Genomic DNA, 15,514 nt, shown 5'->3' with positions numbered 1-15,514 from the left:
TTTAAAATGGCAAGATATACAGGACCAAAAACTAAAATAGCTCGTAAATTTGGTGAAGCTATCTTCGGAGATGATAAATCTTTTGAAAGAAAAAACTATCCTCCCGGACAACACGGTTTGGCACGCCGTAGAGCAAAACGCTCTGAATATGCCATCCAGCTACATGAAAAACAAAAAGCTAAATATACTTATGGTATTTTAGAAAAACAATTCCATAATCTATATGAAAAAGCAAAAAGAAGTAAAAGTATTACCGGTGAGGTGCTTCTTCAACTTTGCGAATCTCGTTTGGACAACGTAGTATACCGTATGGGTATCGCTCCTACTCGTAGCGCAGCCCGTCAATTGGTATCTCACCGTCACATCACTATAAATGGAAATATCGTAAATATTCCATCTTACTCCCTTAAACCAGGTGATGTAGTAGGCGTTCGCGAAAAATCAAAATCTTTAAGCGTGATCGAAAATTCATTGGCTGCTCACAGCACCGTATACGAATGGATCACTTGGAACCCTGAAAAATTAGAAGGTACTTTCGTAGCTGTACCTCAACGTATTCAGATTCCTGAAAATATTAAAGAACAGTTAATCGTAGAGTTGTACTCTAAATAATAAATAAAAAAGACAGCAGTCAAAATATGGCATTATTTAACTTTCAAAAACCAGATAAAGTTATAATGATTGAATCATCTGATTTCGAAGGGCGATTTGAATTTCGCCCTTTGGAACCAGGATATGGTTTAACTATAGGTAACGCATTGCGCAGAGTTATGCTCTCTTCCCTCGAAGGGTTCGCTATTACCTCTGTGAAATTTGATAAAGTAGACCACGAATTTTCTACTATACCAGGCGTGAGAGAAGACGTAACCGAAATCATTCTCAACTTGAAACAAGTTCGCTTCAAACGCCAAGTGGAAGACGTAGAAGATGAAACAGCTACCATTACTGTTTCTGGTAAAAAACAATTGACTGCCGGTGATTTTCAAAAAACTCTTTCAGGTTTTCAAGTGCTAAACCCTGATTTGGTAATTTGCAATATGGAAACTTCAGCAGCCTTCACAATGGAAATTACCATTGAAAAAGGACGCGGTTACGTATCTGCCGAAGAAAACGCAAAACCAAACGCCGCTATTGGAGTGATTGCTACCGATTCAATCTTTACTCCTATCAAAAACGTGAAATACGCCGTTGAAAATTATCGTGTTGAACAAAAAACTGACTATGAAAAATTAGTCTTCGAAATTAAAACCGACGGTTCCATACACCCTAAACAAGCACTTACTGAAGCCGCTAAAACACTTATCCACCACTTTATGCTATTCTCCGATGAGAGAATTACTCTCGAAGCCGATGAAGTAGCTCAAACCGATGCTTACGATGAAGAATCATTGCACATGCGTCAGTTACTCAAAACTAAATTGGTAGATATGGACCTTTCAGTGCGCGCTCTCAACTGCTTGAAAGCCGCTGAAGTAGAAACATTAGGCGACTTAGTATCATTCAACAAAGCCGATTTGATGAAATTTAGAAACTTCGGTAAAAAATCTCTCATCGAGCTCGACGAATTAGTAGTTAACAAAGGTTTGGTGTTCGGTATGGATACCTCAAAGTATAAATTGGATAAAGATTAACTCGCTCTTGCGATATTTTAACTAAGGAAAAATGAGACACGGAAATAAAATTAATAATTTAGGAAGAAAATCTGCTCATAGAAATTCAATGCTCGCCAATATGGCTTGCTCTCTTATCGAGCATAAACGCATCAATACTACCTTGGCAAAAGCAAAAGCTCTCAAACTTTTTGTAGAGCCATTGGTAACTAAATCTAAAGAAGATACTACTCACAATCGTCGTATCACTTTTAGTAAATTGCGCAACAAATACGCTGTAACCGAACTCTTCAAAGGAGTAGCAGTGAAAGTAGGCGACCGCCCAGGTGGATATACTCGTATCATCAAATTGGGAAATCGTTTAGGCGATAACGCCGAAATGGCTATGATTGAGTTTGTAGACTACAACACTACTTACAACGTAGCTAAAACAGCTAAAAAGAAAACTACTCGTCGTGGTAGAAAAAAAGCAACTGAAGAAGTAAAAGCAGAGGTTAAAGCTGAAGTAAAATCTGAAGCTAAAGCTGAAGCAGCTGAATAATCACGGTTACTTAGATTTATAAATACAAAGAGGTTTGCACAAAGCAAGCCTCTTTCATTTTGTAAATAAATTTGGCAAACTAAGATATATTTCTTACTTTTGCCCAATTAATAACTTAAAAATGAAAATCACTAATGAAAAAAATCATTTTGAGCTTAGCTGTTATAGCGAGCGTTGCACTTGTGAGTTGCAATAACACAAACACTCAGCAAAATGCTGAAACAACTACCCCTACTACCGAGCAAGCTACAGCTCCTGAAGCTGTTCAAGCTCCTGCTTTTGCTTACTCAGTTAATCCTACTTCAGTAGTAGAATGGGTAGGTAGTAAACCTGCAGGAAAACACAATGGTACTGTAAATGTTACTAAAGGTGGTGTAAATGTAGAGAATGGTGCTATTACCAAAGCCGAATTTGTATTGGATATGAATACCATTACAGTGCTTGACCTTCAAACTGGCAAAGGTAAAGAAGACCTCGAAGCTCACCTTAAAGGTACTGATCCTGAAAAGGTAGACCACTTCTTCAATGTGAAAGATTTCCCTACAGCTTCTTTCGTATTCAAAAAATTTGATGGTAAAAACCTTACTGGCGACCTTACTATCAAAGGTAAAACTAAAGAAGTGTCTTTCCCTGCTACTGTTACTATTACCGATAACGAAGTGAGCATCGTTTCTCAACCCTTCAAAATCAATCGTGTAGATTTTGGAGTAAACTACGGTTCTAAATCAGTGTTTGATGATTTGAAAGATAAATTCATCAATGATGATGTAAAGTTAGTAGTAAAAGCTAAAGCTACCAAGTAAAAATTCTTTTCATAAATAAAAGGCAGTTGGTAGCAACTGCCTTTTTCTATTATTCTTATGGTTGAACCTATTTCTATAATTATTATCCTTACTACGCTGGTACTTTCAGCCTTTTTTTCGGGCTTTGAAATAGCATACGTATCATCTAACAAAGTACACTTAGAAATCCTCAAAAAACAAGAGGGTGTGATAGCCAATGTGCTTACAAAACTCACCCGAAAACCTTCCAAACTATTGGCTACTATGCTCGTGGGTAACAATGTAGCCTTAGTAGTCTACGGGTTTGAGATGGGCAAAGTAATGACTGCTCTGCTGCCCGATTTCTTCCAAAATGTGCTTTGGCATACTATCATTTCCACTCTTATTATCCTCATCACGGCAGAGTTTATGCCTAAAGTATTCTTCCAGATTTACGCCAATCAGTTGTTGAAACTGTTTGCTATTCCTGCTTACTTTTTCTACTTGTTGTTCTACCCGCTTTCAAGTTTGGTGATGTGGATTTCCGATTTTGTATTGCGAGTATTCTTCAAAACAAAAGGGGATTACATGCCTCTTTCGTTCACTAAAGTAGAATTAGTAGACTACATCTCCGAACAGCTCGAAAATGTGCCTAAAAAAGAGGAAATGGATAGTGAAGTGCAGATGTTCCAGAACGCTTTAGAGTTTTCGGGAGTAAAAGCGCGTGAGATAATGATACCACGTACCGAAATAGTAGCTGTAGAACTCAATGAATCTATAGAAAATCTCATTGCTACTTTTGTCTCTTCAGGATTCTCCAAAATATTGATATACAACGAAAATATTGATGATATTTTGGGTTATGTCCACTCATTTGATATGTTCAAGAAACCCAAAAATATCAAAGAGGTGCTTATTCCTATTGTAAATATTCCTGAAACTATTCAAATAAACGAAGTGTTGAATATTCTTACCCGCAAACGCAAAAGTATGGCGGTAGTACTCGATGAGTATGGCGGTACCTCGGGGATTGTAACCTTAGAGGATATTGTAGAAGAACTCTTTGGCGAAATTGAAGACGAACACGACAAAGATAACTTTATAGAAGAACAACTATCAGAAACTGAATACCTATTTTCAGCTCGTTTGGAGGTGGAATACCTCAATGAAACCTATCACTTAGAAATTCCTGAAAGTGAAGAATACGAGACTTTAGGCGGCTTTATAGTACTTCACAACGAGGGTATCCCCACCCAAGGTGAACTCATACAAATTCCCCCATTTTCTTTTGTTATAGAGGCTTGTTCTCAAACTAAAATAGAGACCGTAAGACTTGTAGTGAACAACGAATAATTGTTAATCAATTTGAACCAATTGTACTAATGAAAAAAAGACCCTTCCTTTCGGAAGAGCCTTTTTTCACAATGCATATAAATACTACTACTAACTCCAAAATTAATACTTTTAAGCTTATAAAAAATTTTATGAACTTAAAAGTATTTGTTTTTTTCATAAAATTTTGTCCTATAAATAGCTTAATAAATGATTTTTTCTAGTAATTTAATTTTTTTCAAATTTTACTTTAATGATGATATCTTATAGTGATTTTGATTAGCAATATTTGTTTCTCAAAATCTTGTTTCAATGAAATAATCTTTATCTAACAATGTTTCTTATAGCAATTTTCAGTAATTTGTTTAATTCAGTTTTTTCAAGCAATTTTCAGTATAATCATTTATTATGATTTATGATGCACTTGCAAGTTTTACTAACATCCCGTCTGTTAAACTTACATTAACTATATAGAAAATAGCGTGCCAAAAATAGAATATGAGTGAATTACTTACTTAAGTGTTTAATTATCAGTGATAAATAAAGATTGAATATTTTGTGCTAAAAACTGATTTTAACGTTTTTTGTATATACGCTACACAGAAATTTTGTATAACTTTCTCATTTTACACGTTGTTAGCTCATACTTCTTCTCTTAAAAATCTACGGTTACGCCTAATTTTTCAGCAATAATAGCATTGATATAGGCTGAAAGATCAGGGATTTTTACGCTTTCTAATACAGTATTAGCAAAAGCATAAGTGAGTAGGGCAGCCGCTTCTTTTTTGCCTATCCCACGTGTTTGTAAATAGAATAAGGAGTCTGCACTGAGAGAGCCTACAGTACAACCGTGGGAACACTTCACATCATCGGCGAAGATTTCGAGTTGGGGCTTGGTGTATACTGTTGCCTTATCGGAGAGGAGGATATTGTCATTCTGCTGATAAGCATTCGTTTTCTGGGCGATTTGTTCTACCATTATCTTACCATTGAACACATTGGTAGCTTCATCGCTTACGATACTCTTATAATCCTGATGACTCTCACAGTTAGGATATGCGTGGTTCACCAGCGTATAATGGTCGGTGTGTTGTGAGCCTTTGAGGATACTCAACCCTTTGAGGGTAGATTCTAAATGCTCGCCTTGGTGATAGAAATTGAGGTTGTTGCGAGTGAGTGTGCCCCCAAATGAGAAGGTATGCACGCTGGCGTGGCTATTTGCTTCTTGCGAAATATAGGTGTTATCAATAAGAGAAGCAGTAAGACTATCGTTTTGCAATTTGTAATAGTCGAGGAAAGCTTCTTTGGCTACAAAAGCCTCAGTTACTGCATTGGTAAGGATAGCCGTAGCAGTATCCGATAGGTTTTGGTGTACTTCAATGACTTTGAGCTGTGCATTCTCTCCCACTGCAATAATATTGCGCGGCTGGTAGCAAGTGGTTTCTCTTCTATCATTGAAATACAATAATTGTATAGGTTTTTCTACTACTTTCCCTTTAGGCACTTCTATATATACACCTTCTGAGGCAAAAGCCGTATTGAGGGCTGTGAATATATCGCCTTTTTCGGTATTGGTGTTGAAGTATTTTTTGATAAAGGCTTCTCCGCCCTTGTGTAGTGCCTCTAATAGGGGCGTAATGGTAACGCCTGCTATTTCTTTACTTGACATTTCGGGGCAGTAATAGCCGTTTACAAACACAAGCTGATAGCAATCTGCGATAGCGTACTTGTACAACACTTCGGGAGAGAGGGTTGTTTTATTGTGAATAGGTTGCCACAAACTGTAATCAGTAGCTTGGAGGTTAGAGAGTGAAGTGTATTTCCACGCTTCTACTTTTTTATGTGGGAAACCTTTTTCGGCAAAGAAACTAAGGGCTTCTTTGCGAATGTCATTTAATATATCGTCTTTATGAGGGAATGCCTCGAAGGCAGTAACCCATTTTTCTTTTAAATTCATCTTCTTAATCTTTTAATTCACTTGGTAAGGGTATTGTGTATAACTTCTTGCAATTTGCGGCATAGCTTGCTGTAGGGTCAAGACCGAAAATTGTAAGGATTTCATCTTTGATAGCTTTGTTGAAAGGAGCGCGCAAATCTCTATCACACCAGCATAAGTCCTCGCCACTGAGCATTTGCGCTAAACGATGTTTTCTATACATCTGTGGTGAAATACCATTTCCTCTATTGTTATAATCCAAATTATCGGTGAGGGTTTTGAGTTTTTCGGCTCTTTCATCAAAGGCGGCTTCACTCATTCCTAATTGTATCAATCCCCATTGCAAAAAATATTTAGGACCGCCGTATAACATAAATCCATCGTCTTCAAAGTTGATAGGGAAGTCGTATTCTTCATCGAGGATAGGAACGTTGACTATAATTTCGTATTCGCCATAGAACAAATTGTTGTCCATCATCACGTTAGAGGGCATTGTTTTCTGCTGTTGCAATACTTCTATAGCTACATTTTTAGTATCGGAAGCATATACAAAGAACTGTATCATTACAGGTCGACCAAAAAGAAATCTCCAAAAATGGTTTTTAGGAATCATATTTTCTTTTTGAATCTTATAGATATCTAAAACCACTCTGCCAAATCCGTATTGGGTGCGATTGAGTTTAAAACAGAAAATATCGCCTTTTTTGAATTTTACGTGCTTGCGTTTCTGTTGTTTAAAGTCGGCTATTTCCTCTAAATGATTTGCTGGTGATTGAGCGATAAAATCAGCTATTTGCTGTGGGATAGAGGTTTGCTTTCTATCGGAAGGCTTTTCCCAAAAAGTATCGTAAAAAGTGATTTCGGAAGTGTAGCTCGTTATTGCCAACCGGTCATTTTTGATTTCTACCCACACGCCAATAGGGGTGCGTTTTTCAAAATGATTGGCTTGCAAAGGCACTTCTTTACCTTTTGAGGTTTTAGGTAACAATGTTTTGCGGTTGCGTGTTGCTTCCTCGTACTGTTTTTCAATATAATTTTCCTTTGTGGAGATGATTTGCCTTTTGATGATATCGCCGTCAAAATACAATATGCTCTCTGGGCGGTGTTTGTCGCCTGCCAATAAAACCCTATCCCAATGAGGTAATATAGGGTCTAAGCCTACGTATTTGCGTTGTTCGTTGTTGAGTTCAAACATACCGATTTGTCAATTTCTCGATTTGCCAATGAGCCAATGGTATATGGCGTTACGATCGCTATCTACTTCCATATAGGAGGCTATCAGCTCTCCGTTGTGATAGTGGAGTTCGTCGATATCGCTTACTAAAAACTCTTCTACTTCATCTTGATAAGGTTCAAAACCTTTGAAAATGATTTCGTCTTCCACCGTGAGGGTACTGATATCAAAAATGTAATGTCGATTGCAATACATATCAGTAACCAGTATTTTGTCACCTTTGAAAGGTTGTGCTACGGCTCCCCAATCCTCGGAGAAATGGTGCTTTTTGAGTGTTTTTAGCGATGGATAACTCATTACATAAAGCTCTGCCTCGTAGAAATTGGTGAATACAGCTTCTTTTTCACTGAGCATACAGCAGAAATCTACATCATTAGGCAATTGTTTGGCTACTTTTAGTTTTTCGTTTTCAAAAGATAGCAGATAGCTCATACAACCATCTTGTCCGCCATAGAAAGTGATAACCACCTTGTTGTTAGGCAATGCTTTCAGCTCTATATTAGCATCGTAGATTTCGTCGTCCATAGACATAGAAGCCAATGCCTTCCCTTGCAGGTCATACACCCATACGGTGATATGCTCAGCATCGTGGCGCTGGGCAAGCCAAATTTGCTGGCGATCTATCGCTAATAAAGCCCCAACAATAGGTTTATTGATTTCCCAAAGCAGTTCTTTTTCAAAAGTGTAGAGCGAAAATCCTTCCGACTTATTGCATACGCCTATTTGCTGATGTTCATAGTTGATAGCAAAGATGTCTTTTCTTTTTAAGAACTGAAACGCCTCAGGTAACAAAGGGTTTGTTAAGGTTTCTGTGTATTTTTCAATGAGCATAACCGTAATTAATCATTAATCATTAATAATTAACCATTATCCTTTCAGCCAATCATAACCTTTAGCTTCCAATTCTAAGGCGAGGTTTTTGTCGCCTGTTTTTACGATTTTACCATCGGAAAGCACGTGAACATAATCGGGGACGATGTAGTCTAAGAGGCGTTGGTAGTGGGTGATAACGAGCACTGCGTTGTTTTCGTTTTTGAGTTTGTTCACGCCATTAGCGACAATGCGGAGGGCATCGATATCGAGACCAGAGTCGGTTTCGTCGAGGATAGCGACTTTGGGTTCGAGCATTGCCATTTGGAAGATTTCGTTGCGTTTCTTCTCACCGCCAGAGAATCCTTGGTTGAGGGAGCGAGATAGGAAATCGGGGTTTATTTCTAAAAGGGCTGCTTTTTCGCGTATTTTCTTGAGGAGTTCGGCAGCAGGCATATCGGGGAGTCCTTTTGCTTTGCGACTCTCGTTGATAGCTGTTTTGATGAAGTTTGTTACAGATATACCAGGGATTTCCACTGGGTATTGGAAAGACATAAAGATACCTTTGTGAGCGCGCTCTTCGGGGGCATCTTCTAACAGACTTTCGCCTTCTAAGAGGATATCACCCTCGGTTACCTCGAAGTTTTCGTTGCCTGAAATTACCGAAGAGAGGGTAGATTTTCCGGCTCCGTTAGGTCCCATAATAGCGTGTACTTCACCTGCTTTTATTTCTAAGTCAATCCCCTTGAGGATTTCTTTGCCGTCCACACCTGCGTGGAGATTTTTTATTATTAACATTTTAATTGAGTTTAGCGTTAAGGGCGCAAAGTTCCGATATTATTTTGAATTATGCAAAATTAGGTATTTATTTCTCATTGTGTATTGCGTCACAAAGGCGGAATATCAGTAGTTGTTTTATAGATAGGAATGAAGCTTCGTCTTGCCAAGTTTGGGCGTATTGGCGCAGGCGTTCTGCTCCTTCGTTCCAATCTTCATTGTTTAACAAACACTCGGTTACATATCCGCTTTTTGTACGTGCTACAAAACATTTTAGCGACTGTATACGGTATTCGGTAGTGAATTTTTGAGGCAGAATGTCTATCAAAAGGTTGTAGAAATCTCTTTCATTGCGAGGCGTTTGCCATTTTCCTAACAAATATAGATTGCCTATAGAGGTATGCCAATGATAATTGTCCCGATAAATATCGCAACCTTTATCAAAAAGGCAACCCAAACTATTGATGATGGTTTGGAATGTAGTAGAAAGGTAATTTTCTATGAATGAATCTATCTTTTCCTCATCGGTATCACCAAAACCTGCTATATTATCCAAAATTCCTTGTGGAAAAAAACCGTCCTCTAAATAAGTGCCTATATGCATTGGCAACACACTTTTATGAATATCGGGGGTGATAGGGATAGGATCGAGCTCAATACGCATTTTGTCGCCTATTCGTATCATAAGATTAGGCAAATCGGGAGTGGCGTCATAGCCTTGATCTCTTATCTGTTTAGAAAGTTCTAAAAGTATTATTTCTTCCATAATATATATAATTCATTAGCTTAGTTTCTCTAAAAACTCTAAAAAACTACTTGCTACTTTGCGCCATTTCCACTGACCTGCTCCGTGGGGAGCTTTGTAGATAGGTGCATCGTTGCCATCACTTTTGGAAAGGTCGAGTATATAGGGTTCGGCATCTTTATCGGCGATTACGAGCCAATGGGCTTTCCAATCAGGGAAGAGTTCATCATCGGGACTACTGAAAGCATAACCGCATTGATGCTTTATTAAAGTATTAGCACCATACAGATTGATGCCCTTGAGGAAAGCATCATCGGCAGGCGAAAAACGCTCTAAGAAAGTGAGGTAGACAGTAGGTAGCTGCCAACGCGTTTTAATATTGTCGATAACTTGCTTTTCGGGTACTTCCAAAATAGCGCGGTTGTATTGATATGATTTCACGTGCCAAAAATCTCTCTCTTTTGCTAAAGCCTGCTCTATTTTAGCCATTGCCTTTTCTAAGTCGGTTTGTGGATTTTGTAGCAAAAAAGGAAACTCGCTGTGTGCTTGTTTTCTTGGGTAGCCTTGCGCCTGCCATTCAAGCACTTTTTCCATAGGCAAGGCTTGCCAATAAGCAGGGTCGGAGGGGAGGTCGTTATTAAAAGGCTGTCCGCTATGTTCGGCTAAGGCGATGATAGCGCTCCCTTTATTTTCTTTGCTATCTTCCTTTTGCAAGTAATCTACCAAAAAAGGATAGCACTTGTCTCCCTCTACTTTCAGCAGTCCGCTAAAAGCCCAATAGGGTAAGCCTTTGGTTATCATTTCGTAGAAGAAAGGTGCGAGCGCAGTGTCGTTTTCGGTCACAAGTTCCGAGATACGTGCGATTACAAAGTTGCGAGCGTGGGTAATTTTGCTTTCTTTTACTGCTCGTACTAAGGTTTGTAAGGTTTCTTGACGCATTTTCTCGCCGTACTTCTTCACTATTTTTCTTACCAATTCGTGATACTCACTGCCATCGGTAGTGGTGAGGAGTTTTTGAGAGAGGTCGCTGAAATCTTTTTCTTGTTTACTCATTGTTTGCTTGTTCAAAAGTTACAGTTACATTGGGGAATTGCTTCAGCGCCTCAATACGCTCTTTGAAAGCGCCTAAAATATACTCTTCCCACGGGATACCATACTGGTCGTTGTAGTACAATTGCATTTTCTTGCTGTACTCTAAGCGGTCGGTAACGGCTTTGTTTTGTCGCCAATTCAGCGCTTTGAGGGCATCATACACTTTGTCGTTTTTGGCAGGAATAGGACTTACTCTTACATAGAGCGTTCCGTCTATATATCGCGGAGGGGTGCTTTCTGTCTCATTTTCAGTTGTATATACAAAGGTCTTTTCGCCTGCTATGGGGATATACTGTTGCAGAAGTTGCACCAATTCTTCATCGGATAATAATCCTTGATAGGTTTGGGTAGAACGTGGCAACACACGTGTGAAATCGGTGAGTTTCCGGCTGTAAACATCTTGTATTACTTGCCGTTGCGCCTCGTTGCTTATGTAAGGCAGGTGGCTTTGTAGCAGGCGGGTGATATTTTCGTAGAAATCACCTTCACTGCGTACGAGCGACCCCTCGTATATATCGTTCACTGAGTTGAGCATCTCATAGAAAAAGAAGTCTTCGAGGGTGTTTGCTAATAGTTCAGCCTCGTCAGAATCGTGTTGTAACAAGGCAATAGGAGGTGTGGGTTTAGGGTGATTTTGGTTGTACAAAAAGCAATAATAATCACCGCCGCCCGTTTGTCCGAATGGAATAAAAAGGTAATCGGGGTTGATACTGAACCAACTGTCCTCGCCGTTGAGTTCTTCGATAGTTTCGGCAATATTAGCAAGTGGAATCAACTCAAACTCACCGCTGTACAAAAAGAGTGGTGGGTGGTTTTTCAAGCGGGGATATACTTCTTTACTCCAAAGTGAAGAATATTCGCCTATATCGAGCATTTGCTCAGCATAAAGCCGATGATATAGTTCAGGATATTGAAATTGTTGTTCTAAGGTTTTTAAGATGTTCATTGTTTCTTAAGCTTTATACTTTTATTCTTCTTATTTTCTAAGGTTTTAAATTATATATGTTACTTTTTAACCTTTAAAATTCATCAATAATCTTGCCTTATCAACAAAATTATAAAACTCTTCAATTTGATTTTCTGAAAAACCTTTTCCTTCTAAAGCTCTAGGACAAATAGAAAAAATATTCAAATCTCGTTTTTCATTGTTCTTTAGAATAGATATGTCCTTGTCAAGAATTTGATATATAAAGTCTTCTTTTTCATAGTTAGCTAATATATCATTAATATATTCCTCTTGCGAAGAATATTTTTTGTTTTTAGGAAAAATACTTTCTAACTGCCAAAAAGGAATCTTTTCAATTTTATTTTTGAATTTCTTTCGCATTGAGTCCATTTCCTTTTCAATAAGATTTATTAATTCATTATCAAAGTCTAAGGTTTTTAACATAAGAGAATAATTAGCAAATTGGCAAATTAGCAAATTGACTAATCTGTTAATTTGTGTACGTGAATAGCATCCGATTGGTGGAGTGGGGTGACGGTAATATCAGTAATTTGGATTTTATCAGGCAGATTGACGATATAGGCGATAGTGTCGGCAATATCTTCGGCATATAGGGGCGTGATGCCTTTGTATACATTATCTGCTTTCTGCTGGTCGCCTTTGAAACGCACCTTGCTGAAATTGGTCTCAACCAACCCTGGTTTTACGTTGGTTACCTTTATATTTTTGTCCATTAGCTCTATGCGCATCGCATCGCTGAGGGCTCTTACGGCAAACTTGGTCGCGCAATAAATACTGCCATTGGGGTAGGCTATTTCTCCCGCTACCGAGCCGACATTCACTATCGTTCCCACCTTGCCTGTGCCAATCATTAGCGGAATCACACTGTTGGCGATATAGGTAAATCCTTTGATATTAGTGTCAATCATCTGGTCTATATCTTCCATAGCGTAAGTGTGAAGGGGTTGCAATCCTATTGCCAAACCCGCATTGTTAATGAGGATATCTATTTGTCGCCATTTTTCGGGTAAGGACTGGATATTTTTCGCCACCTCTTGATAGTTTCTCACATCGAAAGCTAAGGTAATGACCTCTATAGCGTGTTCTTTTTCAAGTTGGTTTTTCAATTCAGCCAACACCTCAGCACGGCGCGCACAAAGAATGAGGTTTACGCCCATTTGCGCTAATTTTTCGGCTACAGCTTTACCTATCCCACTGCTGGCGCCCGAGATAAAAGCGATTTTTCCTTTGATACGATTTAGTTCCATTTGTATAGATTTTTTTAAGATTAATTGTCAATTCTATTTCCTAACACCTGATACCTGACACCTACCTCCATATTTTCTTCATTACCTCCTCCACAGTAGGCTCGTGATACTTACCCTCTTTATCCTTAGTGGTATTGAACACAGTAGGGTCGAAATGCGGACAGTTGAGTTCTAAAAACTGAAAGAAGTAGCCATCGCTGTAAAACATATAAGGCATAAACTCCTCCTGAAAGTCGTTTTCGCACTCAAATTCATTGTCTATGATGATACGTACAAAAGCAGCGATATCTTCACGAGTAAGGTTGTTATGCTTTACAGGGTCGGGCATAGCCAAATCAAAGGCAAAAACCTCAATACCATTGCCTTCCCACCATTCCCATAGCCAAGTATCGGAAAGGTCTTTGCCCGTGAGTTTACTGAGGTATTGCTCCATTGCCTTGTATTCTTTATCAAATACTTCCTCGGGAGTATCTTCACTTTGGGCATCCCAAAAGGCTTCGTAGTCTTGTAAGCGTTTTAGTATAAGTGGGTACAGCTTTTCTGCTGTTGCAAAATCGGGGCGTAGTTCTTTTCGTAGGGTGTTCATTTAATTTGATTTATGCTACAAAGGTACTAATAATTTGTAAATTATTACTATTTTTGCAATGAAAATCAGTATAGGAGATTTATAAATGAAGAATTTAGAACTTAAAATCCCACCTGCTGCAGTATGGTTTATCTGTGCTTTGATAATGTGGGTACTTGCTCGTTTATTGCCTTTTGGCGCATTGCCTCACTTGCCTGTAGTGGCTATGGTTGTTGCAGGGATAGGTATAGGAGTTGGATTAGCTAGTCTTTGGAGTTTTCACAAAGTCCGCACTACTATCAATCCTCTTGAGCCATCGCAGGCTACTCATTTTGTTTCAAAAGGGGTATACCAACTGAGTCGCAACCCTATGTACGTAGGCTTGGCTTGCTGTTTGCTCGCTTGGGCGATATGGCTCTCTTATCTTTTAACTTGGATAGGGATACCTCTATTTATGGTCTATATGACGTGTTTTCAAATCATTCCAGAAGAGCGCGCTCTCAGACTGAAATTTGGCAAAGAATACGAAAACTATTGCCTAAAAGTACGCCGTTGGCTATAAAAATTTAATTAGCAAACTATCTAATTATAGCTTCTTCTTCCTTCTCTGATATAAAATATTTCGTGGTAAGCGGTATTGAACCAACCATCTTCTATCATATAAATAAATTGCTCCCAAAGACTTCCTTCCTCTAATAATTCAGGATGAAGTTCGTGGATAGCCTTGGTTACTTGCTGAGCAACTTTATCCAGTGCTGCAAAAAGTTTTTCTTGGGTAGAAGTATCGGTACCTTTAAGCTGAAATACCCCTGATAACAACCAACTATAACTTTTGATAAACTCGTCCAGCGAATGATTCACCCATACCACTGGGGCGTTGGTATAATCGTTATTGGTAGAGAGTAAGCATACATTCCCCTTAGCATTCAATGCAAAATAACCATAACAACATTTTCCAAAACACTGGAAGTGTTCCCCTTCTAGTTGCATAGAGACAAGCTCATCGGGAAAACGAATGAAGTAAAACTGCATTTGTGGATAGTCGTTCAGGAGGGCAAACTTGTTTTGCAGTATCTCATCAAGGCTCATTAGCTGGGGTTGAGGAGGGTGTAACTCAGCGGTAATGCCCGCTTGGTGTAGGGTTTCTATATCGTCTTTTGTAAAACTAAGCATATTTCTTCTCTATTCTTTTGGCAATAGTTTTTCCTGTGTTTTTGTAATAGGCTTCTGTAAAGGAGAGAGCTTTGAGGTAGGGTATATCGCTCTTGTCGCCAAACGCTTGAAAGCATACAGTAGCACTACACATTAGCACTTCGTTCTTTTTTGTTTGAGCAAAGCCTATGATTTTCTTTAAGACAGGTACAAAAGCCTCGTGAAGGTCTTGGCTTGCCTTCTCGCCTTTGAGTTGGTGTGAAATACAACAAAGTGAATAGACATATTTTTTCACAAAAGCCTCCTGCTCATCAGTGATTTTGTCAGAGAAATTTTGGGCAATTTCCAAAAAAGAAGGAAGCGCTTCCTCAACGGGCAACTCTTCTAGCACTCCAAAGACGATGCTGAAAAAGTCTTTACGCTCATTAAGAACTTTTACAAGACCCTGCGTACCTTCTTCTAAATAAATGCAAAGGGCATCTACCCACGAGGCGAAAGGCACAATAAGCTCATCGTTCAGTGGTTGCCAATGGTATTGCGCTACCATTTCCTGCAAGGGAGTAATATATTCCTTATTAGGCGTTTTGAGAATTTTTAGGAGGTGTTCTACCTCCAAATTGCCTTTTTTCTCCAACTGATGGAGCTTTTTGATGTGTTTTGCTACTGCTTCGGTCATATTGTTAATTTAGTTAATTTAGTTAATTTAGTAGCTATATAATTTTAACTTTACCAAAATTTCTAATTG

At 38.7% G+C, this 15,514-nt stretch carries 18 protein-coding genes; 6 read left to right on the top strand and 12 right to left on the bottom strand.

Annotated elements, in window-relative coordinates:
- Window positions 1–6: 6 nt before the first annotated feature.
- The 5 genes from rpsD to Q0162_RS00390 all read left to right on the top strand — a co-directional run bounded on the left by rpsD (window position 7) and on the right by Q0162_RS00390 (window position 4,265).
- A complete protein-coding gene (rpsD, locus tag Q0162_RS00410; protein WP_297887344.1) occupies window positions 7–612 on the top strand; it encodes a 30S ribosomal protein S4 in 606 nt (201 codons plus the stop codon).
- 26 nt (window positions 613–638) lie between these two features.
- Window positions 639–1,631 carry a DNA-directed RNA polymerase subunit alpha gene (locus Q0162_RS00405; protein ID WP_297887341.1) on the top strand — a complete coding sequence of 331 codons (993 nt, stop codon included), beginning with the start codon at window positions 639–641 and terminating at the stop codon, window positions 1,629–1,631.
- A 31-nt stretch (window positions 1,632–1,662) separates the two neighbouring features.
- Window positions 1,663–2,151: a 50S ribosomal protein L17 gene (rplQ, locus tag Q0162_RS00400; protein WP_297887338.1), complete on the top strand. Its 489-nt coding sequence runs from the start codon at window positions 1,663–1,665 to the stop codon at window positions 2,149–2,151.
- A gap of 134 nt (window positions 2,152–2,285) precedes the next feature.
- Window positions 2,286–2,954: a YceI family protein gene (locus Q0162_RS00395; RefSeq protein ID WP_297887334.1), complete on the top strand. Its 669-nt coding sequence runs from the start codon at window positions 2,286–2,288 to the stop codon at window positions 2,952–2,954.
- Window positions 2,955–3,011: 57 nt separating this feature from the next.
- Entirely contained in the window at window positions 3,012–4,265 is a 1,254-nt protein-coding gene (locus Q0162_RS00390; RefSeq protein ID WP_297887332.1) for a hemolysin family protein, read from the top strand.
- Window positions 4,266–4,899: 634 nt separating this feature from the next.
- On the opposite strand, the gene sufD is transcribed toward Q0162_RS00390, so the two are convergent.
- From sufD to Q0162_RS00340, 10 genes are all read right to left on the bottom strand, one after another.
- Window positions 4,900–6,201 carry a Fe-S cluster assembly protein SufD gene (gene sufD / locus Q0162_RS00385; protein ID WP_297887330.1) on the bottom strand — a complete coding sequence of 434 codons (1,302 nt, stop codon included), beginning with the start codon at window positions 6,199–6,201 and terminating at the stop codon, window positions 4,900–4,902.
- Between the two features lie 4 nt (window positions 6,202–6,205).
- On the bottom strand, window positions 6,206–7,375 hold the full coding sequence (locus tag Q0162_RS00380; RefSeq protein ID WP_297887328.1) for an immunity 26/phosphotriesterase HocA family protein: 1,170 nt from the start codon (window positions 7,373–7,375) through the stop codon (window positions 6,206–6,208).
- A gap of 9 nt (window positions 7,376–7,384) precedes the next feature.
- Window positions 7,385–8,245, bottom strand: a complete 861-nt coding sequence (locus Q0162_RS00375) for a hypothetical protein (protein ID WP_297887325.1) — start codon at window positions 8,243–8,245, stop codon at window positions 7,385–7,387.
- A 36-nt stretch (window positions 8,246–8,281) separates the two neighbouring features.
- On the bottom strand, window positions 8,282–9,022 hold the full coding sequence (gene sufC / locus Q0162_RS00370; RefSeq protein WP_002679493.1) for a Fe-S cluster assembly ATPase SufC: 741 nt from the start codon (window positions 9,020–9,022) through the stop codon (window positions 8,282–8,284).
- Between the two features lie 67 nt (window positions 9,023–9,089).
- Complete coding sequence (locus Q0162_RS00365; protein ID WP_297887313.1) at window positions 9,090–9,767, bottom strand: DUF6348 family protein; 678 nt, start codon at window positions 9,765–9,767, stop codon at window positions 9,090–9,092.
- Window positions 9,768–9,782: 15 nt separating this feature from the next.
- A complete protein-coding gene (locus Q0162_RS00360; protein WP_297887310.1) occupies window positions 9,783–10,799 on the bottom strand; it encodes an SMI1/KNR4 family protein in 1,017 nt (338 codons plus the stop codon).
- A complete protein-coding gene (locus Q0162_RS00355; RefSeq protein WP_297887308.1) occupies window positions 10,792–11,784 on the bottom strand; it encodes an SMI1/KNR4 family protein in 993 nt (330 codons plus the stop codon). Before Q0162_RS00355 ends, Q0162_RS00360 begins: the two co-directional genes overlap by 8 nt.
- Before the next feature lie 66 nt (window positions 11,785–11,850).
- Window positions 11,851–12,228: a hypothetical protein gene (locus Q0162_RS00350; RefSeq protein ID WP_126371650.1), complete on the bottom strand. Its 378-nt coding sequence runs from the start codon at window positions 12,226–12,228 to the stop codon at window positions 11,851–11,853.
- Between the two features lie 38 nt (window positions 12,229–12,266).
- Complete coding sequence (locus Q0162_RS00345; protein ID WP_297887299.1) at window positions 12,267–13,052, bottom strand: SDR family NAD(P)-dependent oxidoreductase; 786 nt, start codon at window positions 13,050–13,052, stop codon at window positions 12,267–12,269.
- 61 nt (window positions 13,053–13,113) lie between these two features.
- Window positions 13,114–13,638 carry a hypothetical protein gene (locus Q0162_RS00340; protein WP_297887296.1) on the bottom strand — a complete coding sequence of 175 codons (525 nt, stop codon included), beginning with the start codon at window positions 13,636–13,638 and terminating at the stop codon, window positions 13,114–13,116.
- Between the two features lie 85 nt (window positions 13,639–13,723).
- Between Q0162_RS00340 and Q0162_RS00335 the strand changes: the two genes are divergently transcribed.
- Window positions 13,724–14,179, top strand: a complete 456-nt coding sequence (locus tag Q0162_RS00335; protein WP_297887293.1) for an isoprenylcysteine carboxylmethyltransferase family protein — start codon at window positions 13,724–13,726, stop codon at window positions 14,177–14,179.
- A 20-nt stretch (window positions 14,180–14,199) separates the two neighbouring features.
- Here the strand turns inward: Q0162_RS00335 and Q0162_RS00330 are convergent, their stop codons facing one another.
- Both Q0162_RS00330 and Q0162_RS00325 read right to left on the bottom strand, forming a co-directional pair.
- A complete protein-coding gene (locus Q0162_RS00330) occupies window positions 14,200–14,790 on the bottom strand; it encodes an SUKH-4 family immunity protein (protein WP_297887289.1) in 591 nt (196 codons plus the stop codon).
- Window positions 14,783–15,445, bottom strand: coding sequence for a hypothetical protein (locus tag Q0162_RS00325; protein ID WP_297887286.1), 663 nt, complete (start codon window positions 15,443–15,445; stop codon window positions 14,783–14,785). Before Q0162_RS00325 ends, Q0162_RS00330 begins: the two co-directional genes overlap by 8 nt.
- Window positions 15,446–15,514 lie beyond the last annotated feature (69 nt).

The sequence above is a fragment of the uncultured Capnocytophaga sp. genome, assembly GCF_937936315.1.
Classification (GTDB): Bacteria; Bacteroidota; Bacteroidia; order Flavobacteriales; family Flavobacteriaceae; genus Capnocytophaga.
Note: the sequence above shows the minus strand (reverse complement) of the source record. Positions and strands in the feature narration are given on the sequence as shown.